Below are 23,158 nucleotides of genomic sequence, written 5' to 3' on the forward strand. Positions count from 1 at the left end.
CAAACCTGATTCTCTAAATGATATAACACGAAAATATGCGAATTCAAGTGAACGGTTTTCTTCGTCTTGCGGCAACAGTATCATTCATCTTTATTTTAATCCTGAACCATGCTTCTGCGCAGATAAACATGGTGGAGTTCGGGAAAAACCGGGTTCAGCACACCAAATTCAAATGGAGCTTTTACCAAAGTCCCAATTTCAACGTTCATTACACAATAAATGGATTGGAACTGGCGAAGTTTGCCACACAGGTAGCCGAAGCTGAACTTCCCACACTTGAAGATTTTATTGAGTTCGGTATTCAACGCAGGATCAACATTGTTCTTTACAACAACTTCAACGATTATAAACAATCGAATATTGGTATTGGTCTTGATATTCCAAACGCCGGCGGTTTAACCAAACTGGTGAATAATAAGATGGTGGTGTATTACAATGGCGATCATAACGATCTCCGCCGCCAGATACGTGAAGGCATAGCCAAGGTGTTGGTTGAAAGTATGCTGTTTGGTGATGACCTTGGTGAGTTTGCACAAAACCAGGCATTGCTTGATCTTCCAAAATGGATGACCGATGGTTACATTTCTTACGCCGCTGAAAACTGGAGCACTAAACTCGATAACGAATTAAAAAGTGCCATGATTGGTGCCGACTATAAAAGTTTTTATCATTTCGCTTACGAGCAACCACGTTTGGCCGGTCACGCATTCTGGTATTACATAGAAGAAAAATACCGCCGTGAAAACGTAACATATCTGCTGTACCTCAGCCGCATTTACAAAAACGTAAACAGGGCTACACAAACCGTAGCTAAGAAAAAGCTGAAAGATGTATTGAAAGATTTCATGCTTTACAACCGTGATAAATATTTTAAAGATATCCGTGCAAGAAGAAATGTTCCCAGTGGCCGTTTAACTGTTCCAAAAGAAATTGGCAAGAATGACTATTTCCGTTTCCAGGCAAATCCTAATCCAAAAAGTTTTACTTACGCAGTAGTTGAATACCGAAAAGGACAAACAAGAGTGATCCTGAATGAGAATTTCATTTCTGAAAAAGTATTGTGGAAGAGTGGTGTTCGCAACCTGGAAGAAAAACCAAATCCAAATTATCCGTTGCTGGCTTGGGATCCAAAAGGTACACGAATTGCCATGATCGTTTGGGAGAAAGGGAAAGTATTGTTGAATGTGTACGATGCGTTCCGCCGTATTAAAACAGTGAAGAATGTTGAACTTCCGTTTGAACAGGTTAATGATATGCAATACATGCTCGATCCAAATACATTAGTGATGAGTGCGGTGAAAGGCGGCCAGAGTGATGTGTTTGTTTACAAGATCGACAAACAAACTGCAGAGCAGGTAACCAATGATGTGTATGATGATCTTGATGCGAGCTTTGTAGCTTTCCCAAACAAAACAGGTATTATCTTCTCGAGTAACCGTCCATCGCCAAACGCTGCAACCGGCGATACAGTATTACCAAAAGAACGTTACAATGTTTTCCTGATCGACAACTGGAACAAATCTGAATTCAAACAAATATCACAGCTCAGCAATATCAAATATGGTAATGCCCGATTCCCGACACAATACAATATGAATCACTTCACCTTTATTAGTGATGAGAATGGTATTGGTAACCGCTGGGCCGGGTTCTTTAGTACAACTGCTGCCGGTTTAGATACCATCTTCCAGGTAGGTGATGAAATATTACGTAATCCTGAACCAAAAGAACTTGATTCAACGCTGAAAGCCTGGAACAAACAGGAACCTGATTCAATATTTACATTTCGTGTAACGGATGACAGCTCCTATACTTTCCCAATGAGTAATTACCAAAGCAGTGTATTGGAAACACGCATTGCCGGTGATAACGGGCAGGTAACAGAAGTTAACCGTCAAGGTGAATTTAAATTCCTCTATAAACTGAAAGTAGATGAAAATACTTTGCGTAAACGTAATGTAAATGCAAGACCAACCGAGTACATCAAACGGATGACAAGACTCGACAAGATCGCTGGTGAGAATACTCAGAACAGAACCGATATTGTTGACAGCACGACTAATCAGAAACCAGCAACAGATTTCTTTGAAACAGAATTCAAGAACGATTCTATTCAGCCGGGCGAAAAACTGATGGGTGCAAAAAAACAGAGCCAGGAAGAAGTGCTGGCTCGTATGCGGTTATTTCCTTACGTCAAGAAATATTTTGTTGATAATGTGACTACCAATTTTGCTTCGAACGGTGCGCTACTCATCAACCGTTTTCAACCCTATACAGGAGCCACTGGTCCTGTAAATCTCGGTAACGGCAATCCATTGAATGCAATGACAAGAGTGGGTGCCATGGAGTTTTTAGAAGATTATAAATTCAGTGGTGCTTTCCGCATCAATTATGGTTTGCAGGATAATGAAGTGTTCATGCGGTTCGATAATCTTAAACGTCGTATCGATTGGGGCTTATCTTATTATCGTGCAGCTTCTACTAATGTTACACTGCAAACTTCAAGGGGAATATTTCCGGTGAAGACATTCAACAGTATTTACCAGGTGAATGTTGCTTATCCATTAAATGAAGTGCAACGGATTCAGGTGATCGGCGGCATACGTAGAGATGTGTATATTGTAAAAAGCGATGATGCCATTCCGGGCTCTTTAGCTGAACCTGATTACGATGAGAATTTCGCAATGGGTAGAGTTGAATTTGTACATGATAATACCATCAACCCTGTTACGAATATCTGGCATGGCTTCCGTGCAAAAGGATGGGTGGAAATGTTTAACCGCTTAGGTGGTAACTATTCTGAACGCCCCGGCGACCTGACATTTAATTTCGGTTTTGATGCAAGACATTACCTACGCATCTACCGCAATTTTATCTGGGCTGTTCGTGGAGCTGCAGATGTATCGTGGGGTGATAACAAGTTTATTTATTATCTCGGTGGTACAGATGGTTGGTTAATGTTCGGACCAAATGCGGTTACAAGAAATGGTGTAACAAAAGAGCGCTACTTCAATACTGCAAATAAGCCGGCACCTGATCAGAGTTATGTGTATGAGTCACTAGCTGTAAACCTGCGTGGTTTTACACAAAATGCAGCCAATGGAAATAATGCACTTGTGATAAATAGTGAACTTCGTTTGCCTGTGTTTACAACATTCTTTAATAAACCGATCAATAATGCTTTCCTCCGCAATTTCCAGTTAACTCAGTTTATTGATCTTGGTACTGCATGGAACGGACGTTATGATAAAATCGGAAGACCGGAAGTCACTTACACAGATTTGTCTAACCCAACAAACCCGGGACCGGTATCAGTAACAATTAAAGCGCCTGGTATTGGACCATTCCTTGGTAGTTATGGTTTTGGTGCAAGAAGTACATTACTTGGTTACTTCCTTCGTTTTGATGCAGGTTGGCAAATGAATGGTTTCTTTAAAGGAAAACCGGTAATGCATGTATCAGTAGGACTCGATTTCTAAATTTAATTTTTGTTTGATAAGGATGCCTGCTCACTAAAATGAGCAGGCATTTTTTTAAGTGTTTCATAGATCAGCAACAGCACAACTGCAAAAAGAATGGTTACCGCCCACACCCGTGGATGTGATGCCGGCGAAATAATTTTCGATAATATCCCCTGCATAAGGTCAAACGGTTGTGTTACCAAATGCCAGCTGTTATAACGATCGTACCTGCCGAGATAAATACCAAAACCACAGAGTACAAAAAAACTTAAGATCATTGGCCTCACCTGAGCAATGGAAAAACGTTTCAACAACAGCTGCTCAATATTCCGTAAGGAATACAAACCCATCAATAATCCATTCCATGCAGCCATGAATAGTAATACAAGGTCATAATATAATGGAACACCCACCCTTTCCTGCAAATGAAAAAGATCGGTGATGAGATAAGGTGAATTAGGAAAGAACAGTAACCATAAACAGAACAGCGATACATTCCGAATGGAGAATTTCGCATCCTTGATCATACTGCTGAACAGCAGTGGCAACCATGCAAGAAAAAGATTCCACGGAATGAACAGGAAAAGAAAATTTCCCGTGTACCATACTCGAAATAAATAAAGTAAAAACGAAAAACCAACCGAATAGATCAAAATGTTTTTCATGCTGAAAAAAGTGAAATGAGTTTAGGAAGAAAAATAATGAGTGCTGCAACAACACTACCTGTTGCTGCAACCAACACAGCAGCAGCAGCAATGTCTTTTACTTTTTTAATGACGGGATGCTGTTCGGGATGAACCATATTGCATAGCTCTTCAATTGCTGTATTGATTAGTTCAAATGAGATCACCAATACAATGCAAAGAATTATAACGATCCACTCTGTTAAAGTGAGGCTAAAATAAAATCCTGCAATACATGCCAAAACCGCTGCAATGATATGTATACGCATATTTACTTCACTCCCCAATGCTGAGATCAATCCGTTAATGGCATACCTGAATTTTTTCATATTCTTCTATGATGATAAAAACATATCTCGTTTTGATGAAAATGTTGTCATAAAGAATCATTTAAAGTTATGAATGAACTTGTTGTTGAACAACTGTAAGTGGTTGTTCCATTATACCAAACCAATCCATGTTTTCAAGACTTTTTGACTGCTTTCCTCTCTGCCATGCTTTTTTAAAAGAACTGTAATATTCCGGCATTGTTACCAAACCATAGATAACTGTTGCCAACACCGGGAACGAAACCCGTCCGTTTGCCAACATGAAAAACTGCAAACTAACCTCACCTTCATCTGTAAAAGGATAATTAAGCACTACATGTTTTATATCGTGCCGCTCATAATAAGGAAGCAGGCGCAGGTTTTCTGCATTCAGCAGTTGCCATAATTCATTTCCCACTGTTTCAAATGGCAAGGCGCTGAGTTGCTCCATGCTATAAGGAAACTTTTTCTTCCTTCTTACGATCTTCAATATCGGCAACGCAATTGTGTGGGTAAGCATTACCAGTATATTACTGCGGAGTTTTTTCAATATACGTTTCATGATACAGTTGTATTATCGTTAATTGTTTCAGTTGCTGTTATTTTCTTTCCTTCTCCATACCAATCGATCTTACGGGAGTAATACATCACAATAGCAAGCAGGATAAATAAACCAATACTTCCAAACAGCAACGCACCATCCTGTAACTGGATAAGAATATAAATAAAACCGTACAACGATGAGAGGAATACAAGCAACGCAATGGCAATAGCTGATTGTTTAAAAATGCTGTAGGTATATGATGTTATTAAGCCAATCGTAGCAACAGATGCAATGAGGTAGCCGATATTAAAACCTGTATATTCTGAAACAGACAACAGCAATGTATAAAATATACAAAGTGCCAATCCCACCAACACATATTGCAATGGATGCACACTTCGCTTTTTCAATGTTTCAATAAAAAAGTAAAGAAAAAACGTAAGTGCTATAAAAAGCAACGCATATTTTACTGTACGCATGGTTTTACTGTACGAATCAACACCCTGTAATAATTCTACACCGAATGCAAACCCGTCAATATTCTGTTTGCCTTCCTTCCACATCTGCGGAATATCACGGGTGAAATGAAGGATGTTCCAACTGGCAGTAAATCCTTTGTCAGTAATTGCATGTTGAGTTGGTAAAAATTTACCGTCAAACGAAGGATCGGGCCATGTTGATCGCAATTGCACATTGGTTTGTTTACCAAGTGGTGTAAAGTAAAGCCGCTCCGAACCTTTTAATTTCAATTTGAGTTCATAAGACTGTGCTGAATCTTTTAATGCCATTGCATTTTTCAATAAACTGCTTACACCTGAGCCGGCAATATCTGTTGGCGGAAAACCGGGGTCCATTTCTGATGATGCACCATTCCAGTTTAATGATAATGCTTCTGCAATTCCTCTGTTATCGGATATGCCCAAGCAAAGCCTCACTTCATTCCACAAAACATCAGCAGGGTCAATACCAAGCTGCGAAAGTTGTATCGGCAAAAATTTTCCACTGATCGTTAGGTCTGATTTATAAAGAATGATCTTAAAAATACTTCTGCTGCGTTCTTCTGGAATTAATTCGCCATTGATGTTTTCTGATTCGGGGAGGTAATGCATCATTCGCTTTACCATCATCACTTTGCCTTTGTCATCCACAAATTTCTCCTGGTAGGGAATCATTAAAAAAGGACCACTTACTGTTTGTGCCGATGCCCATTTAGAGCTTACTTCAGCTATCACTTCACGTTGCCTGTCTTGACGCTCACGTACCAATTCCATAATAAATGCTGTTGGAATCAATAATACAAGAACGAGAAAACCTACAAGGATAGATTTAATAAAGATGCCATACCGTTGCCAGAAAGAAGGTTGTTGCGTGTCCATTTTGTTTATTTTAAAAGTACTTTGAATTTCAAAGTTTAGATACAAAAAAATTTACTTCCCCATTTGTTTGATCATTTGCTCCAATGCATCGAGGTGTAACCTGAATGCTTTCTCACCCGCTTTCGTAACTGCATACGTTGTATTTGTTTTACGTCCAACAAATCCTTTGTTCACTTTAACGTAGCCGTTTTCTTCCAGTGCTTTAAGATGCGATGCAAGATTTCCATCGGTTACATTGATCAGTTCTTTCAGCTCATTAAAACTTACCTGCGCATTTACCATTAACGCACTCATTACGCCTAACCTTACCCGGCTATCGAACACCTTTTGTAACTGTTCTATCGGATTCTTCATACTTTCTTCTCCATTTGCATGGGCTGTCGTTCATATTTATTCCACATCACTATTCCATATATAATGTGTAACAGTCCAAAACCTGCGGCCCAAAAATAAAGTCCATACCCCGGAAACCAACAATTAATTACTCCCAATGCAGTGATTACATAACCAAGAAAACGAATTTCTCCGAAAGTATACTTCGCTCCATTGATCAATGCGATACCATAAAAGATCAAACAACCCGGAGCAATTAAACCATACACGCCGGCTTCAATCAATTTCAAAAGAAACAAACCTCCGGCTACCAATGGCACTGCAATATTCCAGATCATTCTTTTTGCAGTTGATCCCCACACCGGCACACCTTGTCTTTTACTTCTGATATAGGTAAAGAATACAGCCAATACAATTGCAGAAATTAATGTGAGCACGGCTATTGTAAATAACCGGCTACCCATGAAAGAACGAAGCATATCCACACCATCGCTGCTATAACTATCTCCTATTAAACCGGATCTTCTTACGCCTGACCCATCAGAACTTTCGATCACATCATAAGCAAACCAGGCTCCGGTTAATGCACACAAACCTGCAGCAATACCACTTAAGCCACTAAGACTGATAAAGCGACTGCTGCGGTCCATCATATTACGGATGTCCTGGATAGTTTCAAGCGTTTGATTCTGGCTATTCATAAAAGCACTTTGAATTGCAAAGTAAATGGTTTTTTATCTATTACTCAAACTATCCTTTGGTCTTTTTAACAGAAAGTTTTGGAAAACAATCAGCTATCGTAAAAACCCTGACAGGATGAGCGGCTTGGATTCACTATTTTTATCGCTCGAAACAATCGCATTAACCGGATGAAGTATATCGTTTCCCTTGTGCTGAGTACCTTTTGCATCTTAAACATAACGGCGCAAACAAAAGTTGTTTCCGGTATTATTAAAGATTCACACTCCGATGAACCTATTCCTTTCGCATCTGTACAGTTGAAAAATACAACGATTGGTAAGTTGAGCGATTCAGCAGGTTTATTTTCATTGCACCTTACTGCAATCGCAGCAACCGATTCTTTGCTCGTTAGTTATGTTGGCTATAACAGCATGACCATTGCATTACCATCTACATCAAAAGACACTATATTCTTAACGATTCAACTTGAACGTGGCAGTGCAGGAAAAGAAGTAGTGGTGAAATCGAAATACGGAAGAGGCTGGATATTGTGGCGAAAAGTGGTGCGACAAAAACCTGTTAATGACCGTTACCGTTTCGAAAACTTTGGCTATGAATTATACAATAAGCTGGAGCTCGATATTAACCGCTTCAATAAGGACAAGTTTAAGAACATCGGACCTCTCAAACCATTTGGTTTTATACTCGATCAAACAGTTGACAGCACCAGTGAAGACAAACCTTTTCTGCCGATCTTTCTCACGGAAACTATTTCCAATTACTACTTTCAGAAATCGCCGCTACGCCGACGGGAAGAGATCAAAGCCAGCCGCACATCGGGTGTAGATAATGAAAGTGTACAGAAATTACTGGGTGGCATGGATCAAAACATCAATGTGTACAATAACTACATTCCGATTTTTGATAAACGTTTCATCAGTCCTATCAGCGATAATGGCGATGCATTTTATAGTTATCGTGTACCCGATACACAATTTGTAGCAGGCAAACGTTTCTTTCATCTTGTGTTTACGCCCAAGCGAAAAGGAGAAAATACGTTTGAAGGTGATTGCTGGATACATGATACCACATTTGCCGTACAGAAAATGAACCTGCGATTATCGAAAGAAGCAAATGTGAATTATGTGGAGAAGTTAAGTATTGTGCAGGAATACAAATTTGTGAACGACTCTATTTGGTTTTTGCTGAAGGATAAGTTTATTATTGATGTGGCACCAATTGGCAAACAGAAGTTTGGGGTTACTGGGCGGAAGACCACTACCTATAAAGACGTTCTCATCAATTCAGGTGTGGTGTGGGAACAATTGCAGAAAAATAAAAAACTGGAAGAAACAATACTGCTTGCAGGTTCAACCCAACAACCGGAAACTTATTGGAAAGAGTCAAGGCATGAAGAACTTGCGAAAAATGAGAAGGCCATTTACAGCATGATCGATACGTTGCAGAAGATGCCGCTATTTAAACGCTACAGCGATATTGCTACTTTTCTTGCAACAGGATACAAAGCATTCGGAAGTTTTGAATATGGTCCGTGGTTCAACGTGATGAGTTCAAATGTGGTGGAAGGCTTCCGCACAAGATTGGATATCGGAACAAGTACAAACTTCAGTAAAACATGGTGGTTACGTGGTTATCTTGCTTATGGATTTACAGATAAAAAATTTAAAGGGCGTGCAGAGATCACACACCTTTTCAAACGTGACCCCCGGGTTCGAATGTACCTGTCGTACACAAATGATTATGATAACGGACAACGCTATTATGATGAAGTGGGAACCGACAACGTGTTTACTTTAGCGGCACGTAAATCGCAAGTACCTATTAAGTTCCTTCGTGTAGAACAACAACGTATTGAATTTTCGAAGGAAACACATGCTGGCTTCACTTTCGAAGTATCTGCCACACGTAAGAAATTTGATCCTGTCCGTTCTTTGCCTAGTAAGTCAATTTATCCAGATGGAGTTGGTGAGGCTTTAAATAATTCTGAAGTGGGCTTTCGTATTCGTTATGCTTATCTTGAACGTTTCCTCGAAGGAACATTCTTACGATCCAGCTTAGGCAGCCCCTATCCTATTGCAGAAATAAAATATGCAAGAGGTTTCCCTGGTTTCTTAAAAAGTAATTATCAGTATCATCGTTTAACTGCATCAATACACGATTATTTTAAGATCGCTAATCTTGGTGAACTGTATTATAATGTTTATGGTGGTAAGATCTATGGTACACTTCCTTTCCCATTATTAGAAATTCATCCCGGTAATGAAATCTTCTACTACAATAAATATGCGTTCAATCTTATGAACAGGTTTGAATACTTGAGTGATGAATATGCCGGCGTAAACGTTGAACATAATATTGGCAATGGTATGTTCCGTTTATTAGGACCAACACGCAAACTGAAGTTGCGCCAGTTCTGGACAGCAAAAGTTTTATGGGGAAGTTTGAGTGATGCCAACCGCAGCTTTAACCAGGTTGGAGCCATCTTTGATCGTGGTCACCAATTCCAATCGCTCAATGGAAAAACATATATGGAAGTAGGCACGGGTGTTGATAATATTTTCCGTGTATTGCGGTTCGATTTTATCTGGCGACTGTCACCACAACCATTACCGGAGGAACGCTATAAACGTTTTGGTATTTTTGGAAGTTTCAGGTTGCAGTTTTAGAAATGACAGCAAAGAAAAATCATAACTGATCCAAACACTCAATTATCACTTCGCATGCTTTTGTAATGTCTTCTTCAGAAATTGTTAATGGTGGCGCAATACGCAAACAATTTGATGCAAATAAAAACCAATCTGTAATCACGCCTTTTGCAATGCAGGCATCAATTACTTTCTTATTTGTTTCAAAACTATCGAATACAACGGCCATCATCAAACCCCGTGAACGTACTGCTTCAATTTTAGGATGATGCAGTAATGTGCGGAAGAGAATTTCTTTTTCGGCGACACCCTTTACCAATTCTTCTTCAAGTAATACATTCATGGCGGCCATACCTGCGGCACAACAAACCGGGTGACCACCGAAGGTTGTAATATGACCGAGCACCGGATTCTCCGTAAACTTCCACATCAATTCTTTATCGGCAATAAATGCTCCTAAGGGCATTCCACCGCCCAATGCTTTTCCTAATAATAAAGTATCAGGCACTATGTCAAACTGTTCAAAAGCCCAAAGTGAACCATTTCGCCCAAATCCACATTGTATCTCATCCAATACTAACAGGGCGCCCGTTTCGTTACAGCGCTTACGCAAGGCTGTTATCCACTCTTTCAACGGAGCATTTACACCTGCTTCTGCCTGGATAGTTTCAGCAATTACACAAGCTGTATTACTTCCAATCAGCTCCAAAGCTTCGAAAGAATTATAATCTGCATGATGAACTCCGGGTAATAACGGACGAAACGAGTTCCGCCAATATTCGTCGCCCATAACACTTAATGCACCTTGAGTGCTGCCGTGGTAACTATTATTAAATGCAACAATTTCTGTGCGACCTGTCACCCGTTTAGCCAGTTTCATTGCACCTTCGGTTGCTTCTGTGCCGGAATTGGTAAAATAAACAGAGTTGAGGGATGCGGGTAAATGATCGGTGAGCAGTTTGGCATATTGCACTTCCGGGCTTTCAATAAACTCGCCGTACACAAGCAGATGCATGTATTTGTCAACCTGTTGTTTAATGGCTTCCACTACTTTGGGGTGGCAATGCCCCACATTACAAACACTAATACCTGCAATAAGATCAAGATATTCTTTACCATCAGCATCCCACATGCGACAATCTTCAGCCTTCATTATTTCCAAAGCCAATGGTGCTGGCGAAGTTTGAGCCACATGCTGTAAAAAAAGTTGACGCTGGTGCATAAGTGGATGCAAATGTCGGTAAATAGTTTGTTGACCTCAAATTGATGGTTATTTAAACCGGTATCGTTGCCACTGCGTATATCTCTAGAATTAAGTTGAATGAACCGGTAAGAACATGGCCTTTATGGGCAGAAGAGGTTAAAAAACGGATAATTACTTTAAAAAACAGGGGAAACATTATGTACCCTCAGAAAACATTACGAAATTTACAGACGAACTTAAACCACATTCCGTATGCCCGTAATTCTTCCTGTAGAAGGCGTTTTTCCACAATTTGGCGACGATTGCTTTATAGCTCCTAATGCTACTATCGTAGGCGATGTAGTAATGGGTAATGAATGCAGTGTGTGGTTTAATGCGGTTGTGCGGGGAGATGTAAACAGCATCATATTGGGCAACAAAGTGAATATACAGGATGGGGCGGTGTTACATGCTACATACCAAAAGACGAAAACCATTGTTGGTAACAACGTGAGCATTGGACACAATGCCATTGTTCATGGTTGCACGGTGCATGATGATGTGTTGATAGGGATGGGAGCTATTGTTATGGATAATGCCATCATCAACAGCAATTCCATAATTGCAGCAGGTGCAGTGGTTTTGGAGGGAACAGTGGTAGAAGCGGGAAGCATATATGCAGGGGTTCCTGCCAAAAAAGTAAAAGACATCAGCCAAGAGCTTATCCATGGCGAGATCAACCGAATAGCTAATAACTATATCAAGTATTCCGGTTGGTTTAAAGATGCCTTAACAGAAAATAGCTGATTACGGTACGAACATTGTCTATATCCAAATGTTAAACAAGAATAATTATATGAAACAGATCACCAAAGCAGCGCTCGTCGTAATATTACTGTCTTTCATGACAAGTTGCAATGTGTTTAAACGAACACCCAAGGAAGGATGTCCAACCAATGGCAAGAATGTTGGAGCCGAGAAGTTACTGAGCGGTGAAAAGGTGAAAAAAGCGAAACGATTTAACAGCTAAATAATATAAAGAGAACTAACCCCATTTATAACACCATAAAAATTACCGCTATGAATCCAACATTACGCAACCATGTAGGATATAACGAAGCCGTCCTTGACGATGATGCCAGTTATGAAAAATTTCATCGCTGGGCGGATGTTCTTGCCGATAAGTTAAAAATCTCCTTTACCAAGAAGCTTGATGATTTTGAAGCCCTTTACTGGGATTTTATTTACAAAGGCACTGCCCTTACGCTCAGCTTTAATATTTTCAATGGTATTTCTGTGTTTCCGTCATTGGAAGAAAAGAGTGAACATTTTGAAAATGCAGCCATTGCCGAACTCGTTGATGCGTTGAAGGATGCTGATCCCGGTGAAGCATAAGTAAGCTTACCAATATTGAAGTAACTATTAAGAAGCAAAGAAGATGAAGTGCGGCTTAGTAGTTTTTTTTTGTCTCAATTGTGGCAAGAATTCCGCAATAACTGATATAACGAAGTGGATGAATTTCCTCTTTTGACACGGCTGCTTTTACTGCACAGCCCGGTTCTTCAAGATGTAAACAGTTATTAAATTGACAATCGTTGATGAGCACCCGCATCTCCGGGAAATAATGAGAGAGTTCTTGCCGGCTGATATCAACGAGACCAAATTCCTTTACACCAGGTGTATCAATGATCTTTCCGCCGAATGGCAAATCGTACATTTCAGCAAAGGTGGTAGTGTGCATTCCCTTGCCACTCCAGCCACTTACTTCCTCAGTTCGCAGCAAAAGATCGGGCATCAATGCATTGATGAAAGTCGACTTTCCTACACCAGAATGACCGCTCAATAACGTTACTTTATCTCTCAATGTTATTTTAATATCATCAATTCCCAAACCGGTTTCCATAGAAGCCAGAATCACTTTGTAGCCAACCGCTTCATACATTTCTTTCCAGTCTTCAAATTGAGCCTGCTCTTTTTTCTTATAAACATCTGACTTGTTAAAAACGATCACACTTGGAATATGATACGCTTCAGATGCAATCAGAAACCGATCAATAAACCCCTGGGACGTTCGAGGTTCTTTTAATGTAGCAAACAATAAACTCTGATCGAGGTTGGAAGCAATAATGTGGTGCTGGTGTTTGTTAGCGGGACTTTGGCGATTAATATAGTTCCTGCGATCAGCAATAGCAGTGATCATGACTGTTTGTTCCAGATCATTTTCCATTTCGATCTCCACTTCATCGCCAACTGCAATGGGATTGGTTGAAGTAAATCCATCGATCTTAAACTTCCCTTTAATACGTGCCTGCACGATCTTGCCTTCTTCTGTTTTGGCAACATACCAACTTCCGGTCGATTTATAAATGAGGGCTTTCATGCAATGCAAAGAAAAGTGATTATTTGCCACGAAGGCATGGAAAAATCATTTGCCACAAAGTCCCAAAGACACAAGAAATACAAAGGAAAATAATTAGACAGATAAGATGAATTAAGAAATTAAAGGTTGGGGGGCAACTTTGTGCCTTCGAGTATTTGCGGCACAAATCATGGAAACTTCCGCAGCACTTTGTAACGCAACCATGCTTCAATCAACAAAAGTATTACCACTGCTATGGCAAATGGATAAAACTCTTCTTTATAACGGGAGAATGTACTTGTTTCAATTTTTGATTTTTCCAGTTGATCAATATCTGCATAGATCTTACTGAGGCTTTCATTATCCTTTGCACGGAAATAACTGCCGCCGGTTTCATTTGCTATTTCACGTAACAGTCTTTCATCAATATTAACTTTCTCCATGGTACGCACCACACCACCAGTTGTCTGTTGTGGTAAAGCGGCAAATCCTTCTGTTCCCATACCAATAGTGTATACTTTTACCTGGTAGGCCTTGGCAATTTCTTTGGCCGTACTGGGAGGGATCAATCCGCCGTTATTCTCACCATCAGTTAACAGTATCACCACTTTGCTTTTCGATTCACTTGTTTTCAAACGCTCTACACTGGTTGATAGGCCCGAGCCGATGGCAGTACCATCCTGCAGAATACCACTACGCACTGCATAGATCTGGCTTTTGAGTGCAGCATAATCTGTTGTTGGCGGACATTGTGTAAATGATTCGCCGGAGAAAATAACCAACCCAATACGATCCGTTTTTCTAGCATCAACAAAATCCGATGCTACTTTCTTCATGGCTTCCAACCTGTTTGGACTAAAATCTTCCGCCAGCATACTGCCGCTCACATCCATGCAAAGGATAATATCAATGCCCTCTCCTTCCACACGTTCTTCACTGCTTCTTGTTTGTGGACGGGCAACAGCAACGATCAGCAATGCAAGTGAAAGCAAACGAAGAACAAAAGGTAAATGACGCAAAACGTTTTTCGAACTACCAGTCTTGCGATAAATACCCAATGATGAAACGGTAACTGATGAGGATGATCTTTTATGACTGATGATATACCAAACAATCAGCAATGGCAACAATAACAGCAACCATAGCAGGTAAGGATAAGCAAATACAATATGTTGATACCACTCGTTAAGCATCGGGTTTCAATTCTTTTTCTGATTGTTTGACGGTTGTTTCCATTCGTTCAATTGTTTGCAGACATTCATCTTTAGGTGCAGCAAACTTGGCAAACTTTACCGCATCGCCTAAACGAAGTGCTTGTATGATGTTGATGAGCGTTTCATTGAGCACATAAGGCTTCAACTCCATCGCAAATTCATCTGTTGTTAACCTGGTAAATGGCTGCTGAAGTTTACGTTCGTAATAACGTTTCACAGCAAGTGACAGATCAGAGAAGTTTTTCTTTTGAATGAGTTGCGTATCCCAGTCCTCTGCTTTCAATCGTTTTGTTGTGATAAGGAAATCTTCCAATGGCGTATTTGCCGATTCTTCAATAACAGTGCCGATTTTTTTCTTCTTCCATCTTCTAAACAGGATGATCAACCAGATCAACGCAATAACAGCAGCAGCAGCTACTGCATAACCGATCCATGCTTCACCGGAATTAACATCAATAATGGGTTTTACATCGTTCAGCAATTGGTTACCTGTTGTATCGTATTCGATCAGTATTTCCTTTATTGGAAAAGTCACTAACTGCTCTTTGTCATTTACGTTTGAAGGGATAACAGCTGTTACGTTTTCAACCACCCACAGGCCGCTGTCAAAACTGGTGATTGTGATTTCACGTTTCAACAAGTCTGTTGTATCAAACGAAACATATTCAAAGTGAGGAATACTGTCCGGAAATTTCCAATGTACTTCAGCATTACGACTGATGGCTTTTAATTCAAACCTGAGCTTTACCGGCTCGCCAATAAATATTTTTTCTTTTGATGCTGTTACAACAGGAGTTACCTGGGCCATCGCAGACAGGCCCATCATCAAAAAACAAATTACAATTAAAAATTCCCGTCTGATCATCTGCTCCTGTTAATGAAAAATTTCTGTAACACTTTTACATAATCATCTCCTGCCCGCATATGCAAAAGATCGGCTCCCGAACGGCGGAAAACATCTTTCACATGATCATTATGCTTATGAAAATCTTTTTCGTATTCAAAACGAACCAATGAACTTGATGTATCGATCCAACGTTGCTCACCTGTTTCTGCATCAGCCACCTGCAATAATCCTGCATCGGGCAAACGCATATCAAGTTGATCGTAAATTTTAATACCAATCACGTCATGCTTTTTACAGGCAACACGCAACGCATCTTCATAGCCCTTTCCTAAAAAATCACTGATGAGGAAGCATATGCTTTTTCTACGGCATACATTATTGAACATGCGGAATGCATCAATATAATTAGTTTGCTTTGATGCAGCATCATTGCTCAGCATTTCACGTACAATATAAAGTGTATGCTGTTTTGCTTTCTTTGGTGCGATGAAACGTTGCACTTTATCACCAAACAAAATAGCACCAACTTTATCATTATTATTTACTGCTGAAAAAGCAAGTACCGCAGCTAACTCAGTTACAAGATCTTTCTTTCGTTGCAGATGTGTACCAAAACTGATGCTTGCACTGTTATCAATCAAAAGAAATACACTTTGCTCACGCTCTTCTTCAAACACTTTACTGTAAGGATGTGCGTAGCGTGCACTCACATTCCAATCAATAAAACGAATATCATCACCGGGCTGGTATTCACGCACTTCTTTATAACTCATCCCCTGTCCTTTGAACGCCGAATGATACTCACCCGTGAACATGTGATTGGTAAGCCGCTTGCTTTTTATTTCAAGTGCCCGTACTTTCTTTAATATTTCTTCCGTAGTTAACAAGAGAAGTTCTGAGTTTTGAAGTTCTGCGTTGAATACTGATTATGTTGTTATAAGTAAATTGCTTAAGGCACTTTCACTGCATTCATAATCTGGGTGATGATCTCTTCAACTGATATATTTTCTGCCTCTGCTTCGTAAGTTAATCCAAGACGATGGCGCAATACATCTGCTGCAATTGTGCGTACATCTTCCGGTAACACATATCCACGCTTATTAAGAAATGCCACCGATTTAGATGCGAGAGCCATATTAATAGAAGCTCTTGGAGAACCACCATAAGCTATTAATGGTTTGAGACTACTTAAACCAACCTGTTCAGGTTTACGTGTTGCAAATACAATATCAAGAATATAATTCTCAATTTTTTCATCCATATAAATGGTACGTGCAAGATCACGTGCTTCTGTTACTTCACGCATTGAAACAACCGGATTAATTACAGGAGAAGCTATCTGTTGTGTATTCTGGCGAATGATCAATTGCTCTTGTTCTTTTGTTGGATAGTTCACCACCACTTTCAACATAAAACGATCCTGCTGGGCTTCAGGCAACGGATAAGTTCCTTCCTGCTCCAATGGGTTTTGTGTAGCCAAGACAAGAAAGGGTTCTTCCAGTTTGTAAGTATGTTCCCCAATTGTTACCTGGCGTTCCTGCATTGCTTCGAGTAAAGCACTTTGCACTTTTGCAGGGGCACGGTTAATTTCATCAGCCAACACAAAATTGGCGAAGATGGGTCCACGACGCACAAAGAATTCATTCTTCTGCTGGTTATAGATCATGGTGCCAATTACATCGGCCGGTAACATATCAGGAGTAAACTGGATACGGCTGAATTTTGCATTGATAGCTTGAGAAAGCGTTTTAATCGCCAATGTTTTTGCTAGACCGGGCACACCTTCCAATAAAATATGACCGTTACCCAACAAGCCAATCAATAAACGATCGACCATATATTGTTGTCCTACCAATACTTTTCCAACTTCTGCACGCAGACGGTCGAGAAAACTTCCGGCATATTCAATTTTTTCATTCAGGACTTTTATGTCTTCTGCGGTTTTTAACATGTAATCTCGGTTTAGGTTGTGAAAATACAATGCCGTTTGCTTAAGCGAAAATCATTTTATAAACGGTTGTATCTTAAAATCATTTCCCATCACGCAAAAAGAAGGCCGAATTTCAAAAAGTCGACCGCCATTAGTACTTAGTATAATTACTTCAGCTACAGCTTACAACTATCCACTATCGGCTATCCACTATCTTTGCAGCCTATGGATGCAGCGAATGATCTTTTTGTAAGGTGGATGCACCTTGAACAGAAAATGGTAGAACGTTTTGGAAAAAAGCCCGACCTGGAGGCAATTCTCTTCCTCATCGGTGTACAGGAGTTTGGTGAGTTGAAAGAAAAATATACTAAGGAGCAAAAGCAGGATTTGATGCACGTAGCAGTTTGCTCTCTCCTTTCCCAAAGTGGTTATTTTGAATTTGATGATTATGATAAAGATGGATGGCCCCATTTTAAACAGTTGAAAGCCATGCCCAGCATGGATATGCGTGAGCAGGAGAATTTCATCAAGGACCATGTACTGCTCTACTTTGAACAAAAAGGATTTTAAATGCGATTGTCTGTTTTATTGATCTGCTTTCTTCTTCTCATTGCTGATGCGGGTGCCCGTAACCGTAAGGTGAAGATCATTACAACAAAAGGAACTATTGTTGTTCAGTTGAGCGATAAAACGCCCAAACACCGGGACAACTTCATCAAGTTGGTAAAACAGGGCTATTATAATGGCATATTGTTTCATCGTGTGATCAAGGAATTTATGATCCAGGCGGGTGATGACTCAACTAAAAATCCTGTTCCCGGCAAACGTTATGGCAGCGGAGGCTTGAAAAATAAAATACCAGCCGAGTTTGATATTTCGCTTTTTCATAAAAGAGGTGTGCTGGCAGCAGCACGTGATAATAATCCTGAAAAGGCAAGCAGTGGCAGCCATTTTTATATTGTGCAGGGAAAAGTTCACACAGACAGTTCGCTTAACGAAATAGAAGAAAAAAGACTAGGTGGACGAAAACTTCCCCCTCACCATCGTGCTGTATATAAACAAATTGGTGGCAGCCCGCATCTCGATCAGAACTACACAGTTTTTGGCGAAGTGATGAAAGGTATTGAGGTTGTGGATACGATTGCGCAGTCAGAGCGTGATCAATACGACAGACCCAAGGAAGATATCCGCATCATTAAAATGAAACTGAAGAAGAAATTTTTATTTTTCTGATTGCAGGAAAACAATCAATTTAGCAGCGTTTAAAAATAACTACATCATGAACTTTCCAGAGAATCTCCGCTACACAAAAGACCACGAATGGATCAGCTTAGAAGGCAATGTTGCAACAATTGGAATTACTGATTTTGCACAGTGTGAATTGGGCGATATTGTTTATGTTGATATCAACACTGTTGGAAAAACATTGAACGCTGAAGAAGTATTTGGTACTGTGGAAGCGGTAAAAACTGTAAGTGATTTGTTTTTACCTGTTGCCGGTACTATTGCTGAAGTTAACAGTGCTTTGAATGATAAACCCGAAGCTGTAAACAACGATCCCTATGGTGAAGGTTGGATGGTGAAAGTTACAGTAACCAACCCTGCTGATGTTGAAGCTTTGATGGATGCTGCTGCATATGGTGCACTGGTTGCATAATGAAACAACAACTCCGGAAATATCTTTATACAAAATGGCCGGCCATTATTTGGTCGGTCATTATTTTTTTATTGCTGGTAATGCCACCAATTAACATCAGCCCAAAAAAAACATTAGAGTTTTCAGGTCTTGATAAGACCATCCATTTTCTTCTGTTTGGAATAATGCTGTGGTTGTGGGGTTATTATCAGAAAACAGTTTCTTCAGCAGGAAAAAATCTTGTTCTTCAATTATGCTTCATCACCATGGTTGTGATTGTTTATGGTATTGTAATGGAATATGTGCAGGATTGGGTAGGGCGTGACTTTGATGTGTGGGATATGGTTGCCGACGCTGCCGGCGCTATAGTCGCTTTTTTTATACTGTTAGTACAAAAAGAAGACCCCGGTGGAAACCGGGGTCGAAACCAAAACTAACTGCTTATGAGAAAAATTTAAATTCAGATTTGTTACACAAAGTTCGGTCAATCACTCACTCCAAACTGTCAGCTACTTGTTAATATTTCCTGAAACGTTGTGTTTTTAAAAACGGGTCCCGGTAGAAACCGGGACCGTTAACCAAAACTAACTGCTTATGAGAAAATTGACTGCTTTAAAGATCTTGTACATTTAAGACGCTAACCTCATTCCAAAGTTTGCTCTCCATCTGTTAAAAAATCCTAAAAGGATATATCAGCGTCTCGATGCTATATCACACATTTCGAAAACCATGCCAATTGGTTAGATGCTGAATTTATTAACGATTCCCGCAGGTCTTATTACCAATCAAGAAAAGTTAGAAATCATTCATTAAAAGTCAGTTACCGGCCAAACAACCCCTTTACAATATCCATCATTCCTCCCCCACCTTTTTGTTGCTGCTCTGCGGCACCACCTTTTACCATATTAATAATATCGTTCAAATCGGTATCTCCGTCCCCATCTCTATCGAGGCCGCCCCCTTGTGTAATCCGACTTAACATGCCCTGCAGATCAAGGCCACCAGTTTTTCCGCCGGTGAGTGAACTGAAAATACCTTGCAGATCGAAGCTGTTATCACCAGGGTCATTGGTTTTTGAGATAAACTTTTGCAAAACGGCAGGCAACAGGCTGCTCACAATGCCACCGGCCTGACCCTGATTCAGACTAAATTTATTCATCAGCGACTGAACTGCATTGACCGAAAGCTGATTGGCCAAAGGATTACTCTGCAGATCACCTCCTCTACCACCTAACAAGCTAAGAACATCGTTAAACTGCCCACCAGCCAATGCCTGTTGCAGCCCTCCGGAAATATTGTTGGTTACATCCGCAATCGCTTCATCATTTCGTTCATTGGGAATATCAGGGTTTTGAATAATTGCTGAACCTGCCTGTTCTTTCACCAAATTGAAAAGTTGTTCCAACATAATCGTTTGCTGTTTAAAAGATGGTACAATCAAATTACATGAAAAAAAACTCTAATGCAAGCAATCCATATAATTTCTTTGTTATGATAATATCAGCAGACAATCACAAAACAAAAGACCCGGGTACTCTCCGGGTATACTAATTATATCATAAAGTAGCTGCTTAACGAACTTTATTTGCAATGAGTCTTGCATCATCCTGCATTGTATTGCAACCAGAATAAGCGGTACCTACCCACCATTTTCCTACCGGTTGATAATAAGAAACGCCCATGATGGGTGCTTCGCCATTACCTCCCGGATTGTAATCGGCAACGAAATTGCAGTTAGCATCATACTTTGTCTGGTGATTTAAACCAAGTGTATGGCCTGCTTCATGTGAAACCGCTTCCCAATTATATTTCTGGTTATAGCCAAGGGCTTTGGAGAATACAAACGCTGGAATATCCATGCCCCAGCTAATTGTATTTAAGTAAGCAACACCACCAGCACCACCGTACCATGAATTGTTTTCTGTAATGATCACACGTTGGCGTTTTGCAGCACTTGCGGCAAAGTAAACTGTAGAATCAGTTGTAACAACGATTGTAGGGAATACAGAATAATCACTCTTTACTTCGGTTAGAATGTTTGCAATTTCTGTACTTGAAAAACCAGAAGGTGTGCAGTTAATTGTAATGCCACCGTTCCAATATGGAGTGGTTACTGTTTGTCCATCAAAATCAAGGAAAATAACCCATGATGAAGTAGAAACTGGTGTTGTCGGGTTTGTTGTTATGCTGTTGTTATCACAAGCGTCGCCTGTACCGTCTTTGTCAGTATCGAGTTGATCAGGATTGTAAGTGGAAGGACAGTTATCTGATGCATCTGCAATGCCGTCTCTATCCCTGTCTCTTCCTTTTGCTGAAATGTTTGTTTCAGAGATATCTCCTCTTCTTACATTGTTGTAATTGCCTTTCAGGAAATCACATGTCTCAAGTTTTTTTGATGCTGATTGCTGTTTAAGCAACTCGGTTGTTTCGGTTTGAACGCTGTCTTCTTTTTGACAAGCAGCTGCACAGAATAGCAGCAAAGAATAGAAAAGTACCCTTTTCATAGAGATTTGGATTTTATTGGATTTTAAAAATTGGTTGTTTTCTCAGCAGGCAAGTTTCTCTTCCCTGCTTCGTAAGTTTATTCTTAATTTTTTAGCGTGATTGATTTAGAAAACATAATGCCAAAAATGAAAGTTTATTTCATTTCGAGCCAAAATAGTGATGATTATGACTTCCGCAGCTATTGAAATTGGTCTGTGGGCTGCAAAAGCAACATCATCTCTACCTGTCTTCTTCCAAAGAGCATGTAAAGAAACTCATTCTTTCTTGCCCGTATTATCGAGCAAAGAAGCATTCGCTTGTAGTTTTAAATTGATACCTCTTCAGGGTTTACTATTACTGCAGAGTAAGTTTTTCTGCATTCTCAGCAAACTGCAGTGCATCGATGAGCTCCTCAATTTCGCCATTGAGTACTGCATCTAAGTTATAAAGTGTGAGACCGATGCGGTGATCGGTTACACGCCCTTGGGGATAATTATAGGTTCTGATCTTGGCGCTTCTATCGCCGGTACTCACTAAACTTTTTCGTTGGCGGGCAATCTCTTCTTCATGTTTACGCACTTGCTCCTCATATAAACGGGTACGCATCATCTGCATCGCTTTTTCCCGGTTGGCCAATTGTGTGCGCTCTGTTTGACAGATCACTACTGTACCGGTTGGTATATGCGTAAGCATTACTTTGGTTTCAACTTTGTTTACATTCTGTCCACCGGCACCACCACTTCGTGATGTTTCCATCTTAACATCACTTTCCCGCAATTCAAAATCAATTTCTTCTGCTTCCGGCATCACGGCTACGGTTGCGGCACTGGTGTGTACACGACCACTGGTTTCAGTTGCCGGCACACGTTGCACACGGTGTACACCGCTTTCAAATTTCAACGTACCATATACATCATCGCCCGTAACTTCTAATTGCACTTCCTTGTATCCGCCAACAGTTCCTTCGCTTTCGCTAAGGATTGTTGTTTTCCATCCACGACGCTCACAATATTTAATATACATCCGCAACAGATCACCTGCAAACAAGCTCGCTTCATCGCCACCCGTTCCTGCACGTACTTCAAGAATGGCATTCTTATCATCCTGAGGATCTTTTGGAATAAGCAATTGACGGATGTGTTTCTCTAACTCATCCTTTTTCTCTTCCAACATTGGCAATTCTTCTTTTGCCATTTCACGTAACTCTTCATCGCTACCATTCAGTGCTTCTTTATAACTCTGCAGATCGGATAGTACAGCAAGATATTCCCTACGGGATTGTACCAGTTTTTCCAGGCTGCGGTACTCTTTACTCAACGCCGAAAACTGCTTGTTGTTGGCAACAATTTCGGGATTGGTTAATGCCACACCAACTTCATCAAACCTTGCCTGGATAGCTTCTAATTTATCTAACATAAATAACTGTGTTCCTGAGAGGGAATTGTTTAGTCTT

Annotated in this window: 24 protein-coding genes; 9 read left to right on the top strand and 15 right to left on the bottom strand. The window is 40.2% G+C overall.

Annotation, left to right across the window (positions count from 1 at the left end; genetic code table 11):
- The first annotated feature begins 35 nt into the window (after positions 1 to 35).
- Positions 36 to 3,479, top strand: a complete 3,444-nt coding sequence (locus tag WG954_RS02900) for a hypothetical protein (protein ID WP_340433479.1) — start codon at positions 36 to 38, stop codon at positions 3,477 to 3,479.
- 2 nt (positions 3,480 to 3,481) lie between these two features.
- On the opposite strand, the gene WG954_RS02905 is transcribed toward WG954_RS02900, so the two are convergent.
- From WG954_RS02905 to WG954_RS02930, 6 genes are all read right to left on the bottom strand, one after another.
- Positions 3,482 to 4,126 carry a DUF1361 domain-containing protein gene (locus tag WG954_RS02905; RefSeq protein ID WP_340433481.1) on the bottom strand — a complete coding sequence of 215 codons (645 nt, stop codon included), beginning with the start codon at positions 4,124 to 4,126 and terminating at the stop codon, positions 3,482 to 3,484.
- Entirely contained in the window at positions 4,123 to 4,473 is a 351-nt protein-coding gene (locus tag WG954_RS02910) for a diacylglycerol kinase family protein (RefSeq protein ID WP_340433483.1), read from the bottom strand. Before WG954_RS02910 ends, WG954_RS02905 begins: the two co-directional genes overlap by 4 nt.
- A gap of 67 nt (positions 4,474 to 4,540) precedes the next feature.
- Entirely contained in the window at positions 4,541 to 5,014 is a 474-nt protein-coding gene (locus tag WG954_RS02915) for a Coq4 family protein (RefSeq protein ID WP_340433485.1), read from the bottom strand.
- Positions 5,011 to 6,372, bottom strand: coding sequence for a cell envelope integrity protein CreD (gene creD / locus WG954_RS02920; protein WP_340433487.1), 1,362 nt, complete (start codon positions 6,370 to 6,372; stop codon positions 5,011 to 5,013). Before creD ends, WG954_RS02915 begins: the two co-directional genes overlap by 4 nt.
- A 51-nt stretch (positions 6,373 to 6,423) precedes the next feature.
- Positions 6,424 to 6,726, bottom strand: coding sequence for a winged helix-turn-helix domain-containing protein (locus tag WG954_RS02925; RefSeq protein WP_182802367.1), 303 nt, complete (start codon positions 6,724 to 6,726; stop codon positions 6,424 to 6,426).
- Positions 6,723 to 7,406 carry a hypothetical protein gene (locus WG954_RS02930; RefSeq protein ID WP_340433489.1) on the bottom strand — a complete coding sequence of 228 codons (684 nt, stop codon included), beginning with the start codon at positions 7,404 to 7,406 and terminating at the stop codon, positions 6,723 to 6,725. The genes WG954_RS02925 and WG954_RS02930 overlap by 4 nt, the downstream gene beginning before the upstream one ends.
- A gap of 168 nt (positions 7,407 to 7,574) precedes the next feature.
- Here WG954_RS02930 and WG954_RS02935 point away from each other — a divergent pair, with 168 nt between their 5' ends.
- Complete coding sequence (locus tag WG954_RS02935) at positions 7,575 to 10,073, top strand: DUF5686 and carboxypeptidase-like regulatory domain-containing protein (protein WP_340433491.1); 2,499 nt, start codon at positions 7,575 to 7,577, stop codon at positions 10,071 to 10,073.
- 19 nt (positions 10,074 to 10,092) lie between these two features.
- Here the strand turns inward: WG954_RS02935 and WG954_RS02940 are convergent, their stop codons facing one another.
- Positions 10,093 to 11,274: an aspartate aminotransferase family protein gene (locus WG954_RS02940; protein WP_340433492.1), complete on the bottom strand. Its 1,182-nt coding sequence runs from the start codon at positions 11,272 to 11,274 to the stop codon at positions 10,093 to 10,095.
- Positions 11,275 to 11,508: 234 nt separating this feature from the next.
- Here WG954_RS02940 and WG954_RS02945 point away from each other — a divergent pair, with 234 nt between their 5' ends.
- From WG954_RS02945 to WG954_RS02955, 3 genes are read left to right on the top strand one after another with little or no spacing between them, the layout of a single operon-like run.
- Positions 11,509 to 12,042 (top strand): gamma carbonic anhydrase family protein, encoded by a 534-nt coding sequence (locus WG954_RS02945; protein ID WP_340433494.1) that lies wholly within the window; start codon positions 11,509 to 11,511, stop codon positions 12,040 to 12,042.
- A gap of 49 nt (positions 12,043 to 12,091) precedes the next feature.
- Positions 12,092 to 12,265, top strand: a complete 174-nt coding sequence (locus WG954_RS02950; RefSeq protein WP_324230232.1) for a hypothetical protein — start codon at positions 12,092 to 12,094, stop codon at positions 12,263 to 12,265.
- A 50-nt stretch (positions 12,266 to 12,315) separates the two neighbouring features.
- Positions 12,316 to 12,630: a hypothetical protein gene (locus tag WG954_RS02955; RefSeq protein ID WP_340433497.1), complete on the top strand. Its 315-nt coding sequence runs from the start codon at positions 12,316 to 12,318 to the stop codon at positions 12,628 to 12,630.
- Positions 12,631 to 12,685: 55 nt separating this feature from the next.
- On the opposite strand, the gene rsgA is transcribed toward WG954_RS02955, so the two are convergent.
- The 5 genes from rsgA to WG954_RS02980 form a co-directional block, all read right to left on the bottom strand.
- Positions 12,686 to 13,615, bottom strand: a complete 930-nt coding sequence (rsgA, locus tag WG954_RS02960; protein ID WP_340433500.1) for a ribosome small subunit-dependent GTPase A — start codon at positions 13,613 to 13,615, stop codon at positions 12,686 to 12,688.
- Positions 13,616 to 13,782: 167 nt separating this feature from the next.
- Positions 13,783 to 14,787 carry a vWA domain-containing protein gene (locus tag WG954_RS02965; protein WP_340433503.1) on the bottom strand — a complete coding sequence of 335 codons (1,005 nt, stop codon included), beginning with the start codon at positions 14,785 to 14,787 and terminating at the stop codon, positions 13,783 to 13,785.
- Positions 14,780 to 15,673, bottom strand: a complete 894-nt coding sequence (locus WG954_RS02970) for a hypothetical protein (protein ID WP_340433506.1) — start codon at positions 15,671 to 15,673, stop codon at positions 14,780 to 14,782. The genes WG954_RS02965 and WG954_RS02970 overlap by 8 nt, the downstream gene beginning before the upstream one ends.
- Positions 15,670 to 16,542 carry a DUF58 domain-containing protein gene (locus WG954_RS02975; RefSeq protein WP_255460236.1) on the bottom strand — a complete coding sequence of 291 codons (873 nt, stop codon included), beginning with the start codon at positions 16,540 to 16,542 and terminating at the stop codon, positions 15,670 to 15,672. Before WG954_RS02975 ends, WG954_RS02970 begins: the two co-directional genes overlap by 4 nt.
- A gap of 62 nt (positions 16,543 to 16,604) precedes the next feature.
- Positions 16,605 to 17,606 carry an AAA family ATPase gene (locus WG954_RS02980; RefSeq protein WP_340433515.1) on the bottom strand — a complete coding sequence of 334 codons (1,002 nt, stop codon included), beginning with the start codon at positions 17,604 to 17,606 and terminating at the stop codon, positions 16,605 to 16,607.
- Positions 17,607 to 17,810: 204 nt separating this feature from the next.
- On the opposite strand from WG954_RS02980, the gene WG954_RS02985 reads away from it, so the two are divergent.
- The 4 genes from WG954_RS02985 to WG954_RS03000 are packed head-to-tail and all read left to right on the top strand — an operon-like array spanning position 17,811 to position 19,658.
- Complete coding sequence (locus tag WG954_RS02985; protein ID WP_340433517.1) at positions 17,811 to 18,155, top strand: hypothetical protein; 345 nt, start codon at positions 17,811 to 17,813, stop codon at positions 18,153 to 18,155.
- Complete coding sequence (locus WG954_RS02990) at positions 18,156 to 18,818, top strand: peptidylprolyl isomerase (RefSeq protein WP_340433519.1); 663 nt, start codon at positions 18,156 to 18,158, stop codon at positions 18,816 to 18,818.
- A gap of 46 nt (positions 18,819 to 18,864) precedes the next feature.
- Positions 18,865 to 19,242, top strand: a complete 378-nt coding sequence (gcvH, locus tag WG954_RS02995; protein ID WP_340433522.1) for a glycine cleavage system protein GcvH — start codon at positions 18,865 to 18,867, stop codon at positions 19,240 to 19,242.
- Positions 19,242 to 19,658: a VanZ family protein gene (locus WG954_RS03000; RefSeq protein WP_340433524.1), complete on the top strand. Its 417-nt coding sequence runs from the start codon at positions 19,242 to 19,244 to the stop codon at positions 19,656 to 19,658. The genes gcvH and WG954_RS03000 overlap by 1 nt, the downstream gene beginning before the upstream one ends.
- 383 nt (positions 19,659 to 20,041) lie before the next feature.
- Here the strand turns inward: WG954_RS03000 and WG954_RS03005 are convergent, their stop codons facing one another.
- The 3 genes from WG954_RS03005 to prfA form a co-directional block, all read right to left on the bottom strand.
- On the bottom strand, positions 20,042 to 20,629 hold the full coding sequence (locus tag WG954_RS03005) for a hypothetical protein (protein ID WP_340433527.1): 588 nt from the start codon (positions 20,627 to 20,629) through the stop codon (positions 20,042 to 20,044).
- Positions 20,630 to 20,792: 163 nt separating this feature from the next.
- Positions 20,793 to 21,725: a reprolysin-like metallopeptidase gene (locus WG954_RS21630; RefSeq protein ID WP_445298448.1), complete on the bottom strand. Its 933-nt coding sequence runs from the start codon at positions 21,723 to 21,725 to the stop codon at positions 20,793 to 20,795.
- A gap of 334 nt (positions 21,726 to 22,059) precedes the next feature.
- A complete protein-coding gene (gene prfA, locus WG954_RS03015; RefSeq protein WP_340433528.1) occupies positions 22,060 to 23,121 on the bottom strand; it encodes a peptide chain release factor 1 in 1,062 nt (353 codons plus the stop codon).
- Positions 23,122 to 23,158 lie beyond the last annotated feature (37 nt).

The organism is Lacibacter sp. H375 (assembly GCF_037892425.1).
Lineage (GTDB): Bacteria > Bacteroidota > Bacteroidia > Chitinophagales > Chitinophagaceae > Lacibacter.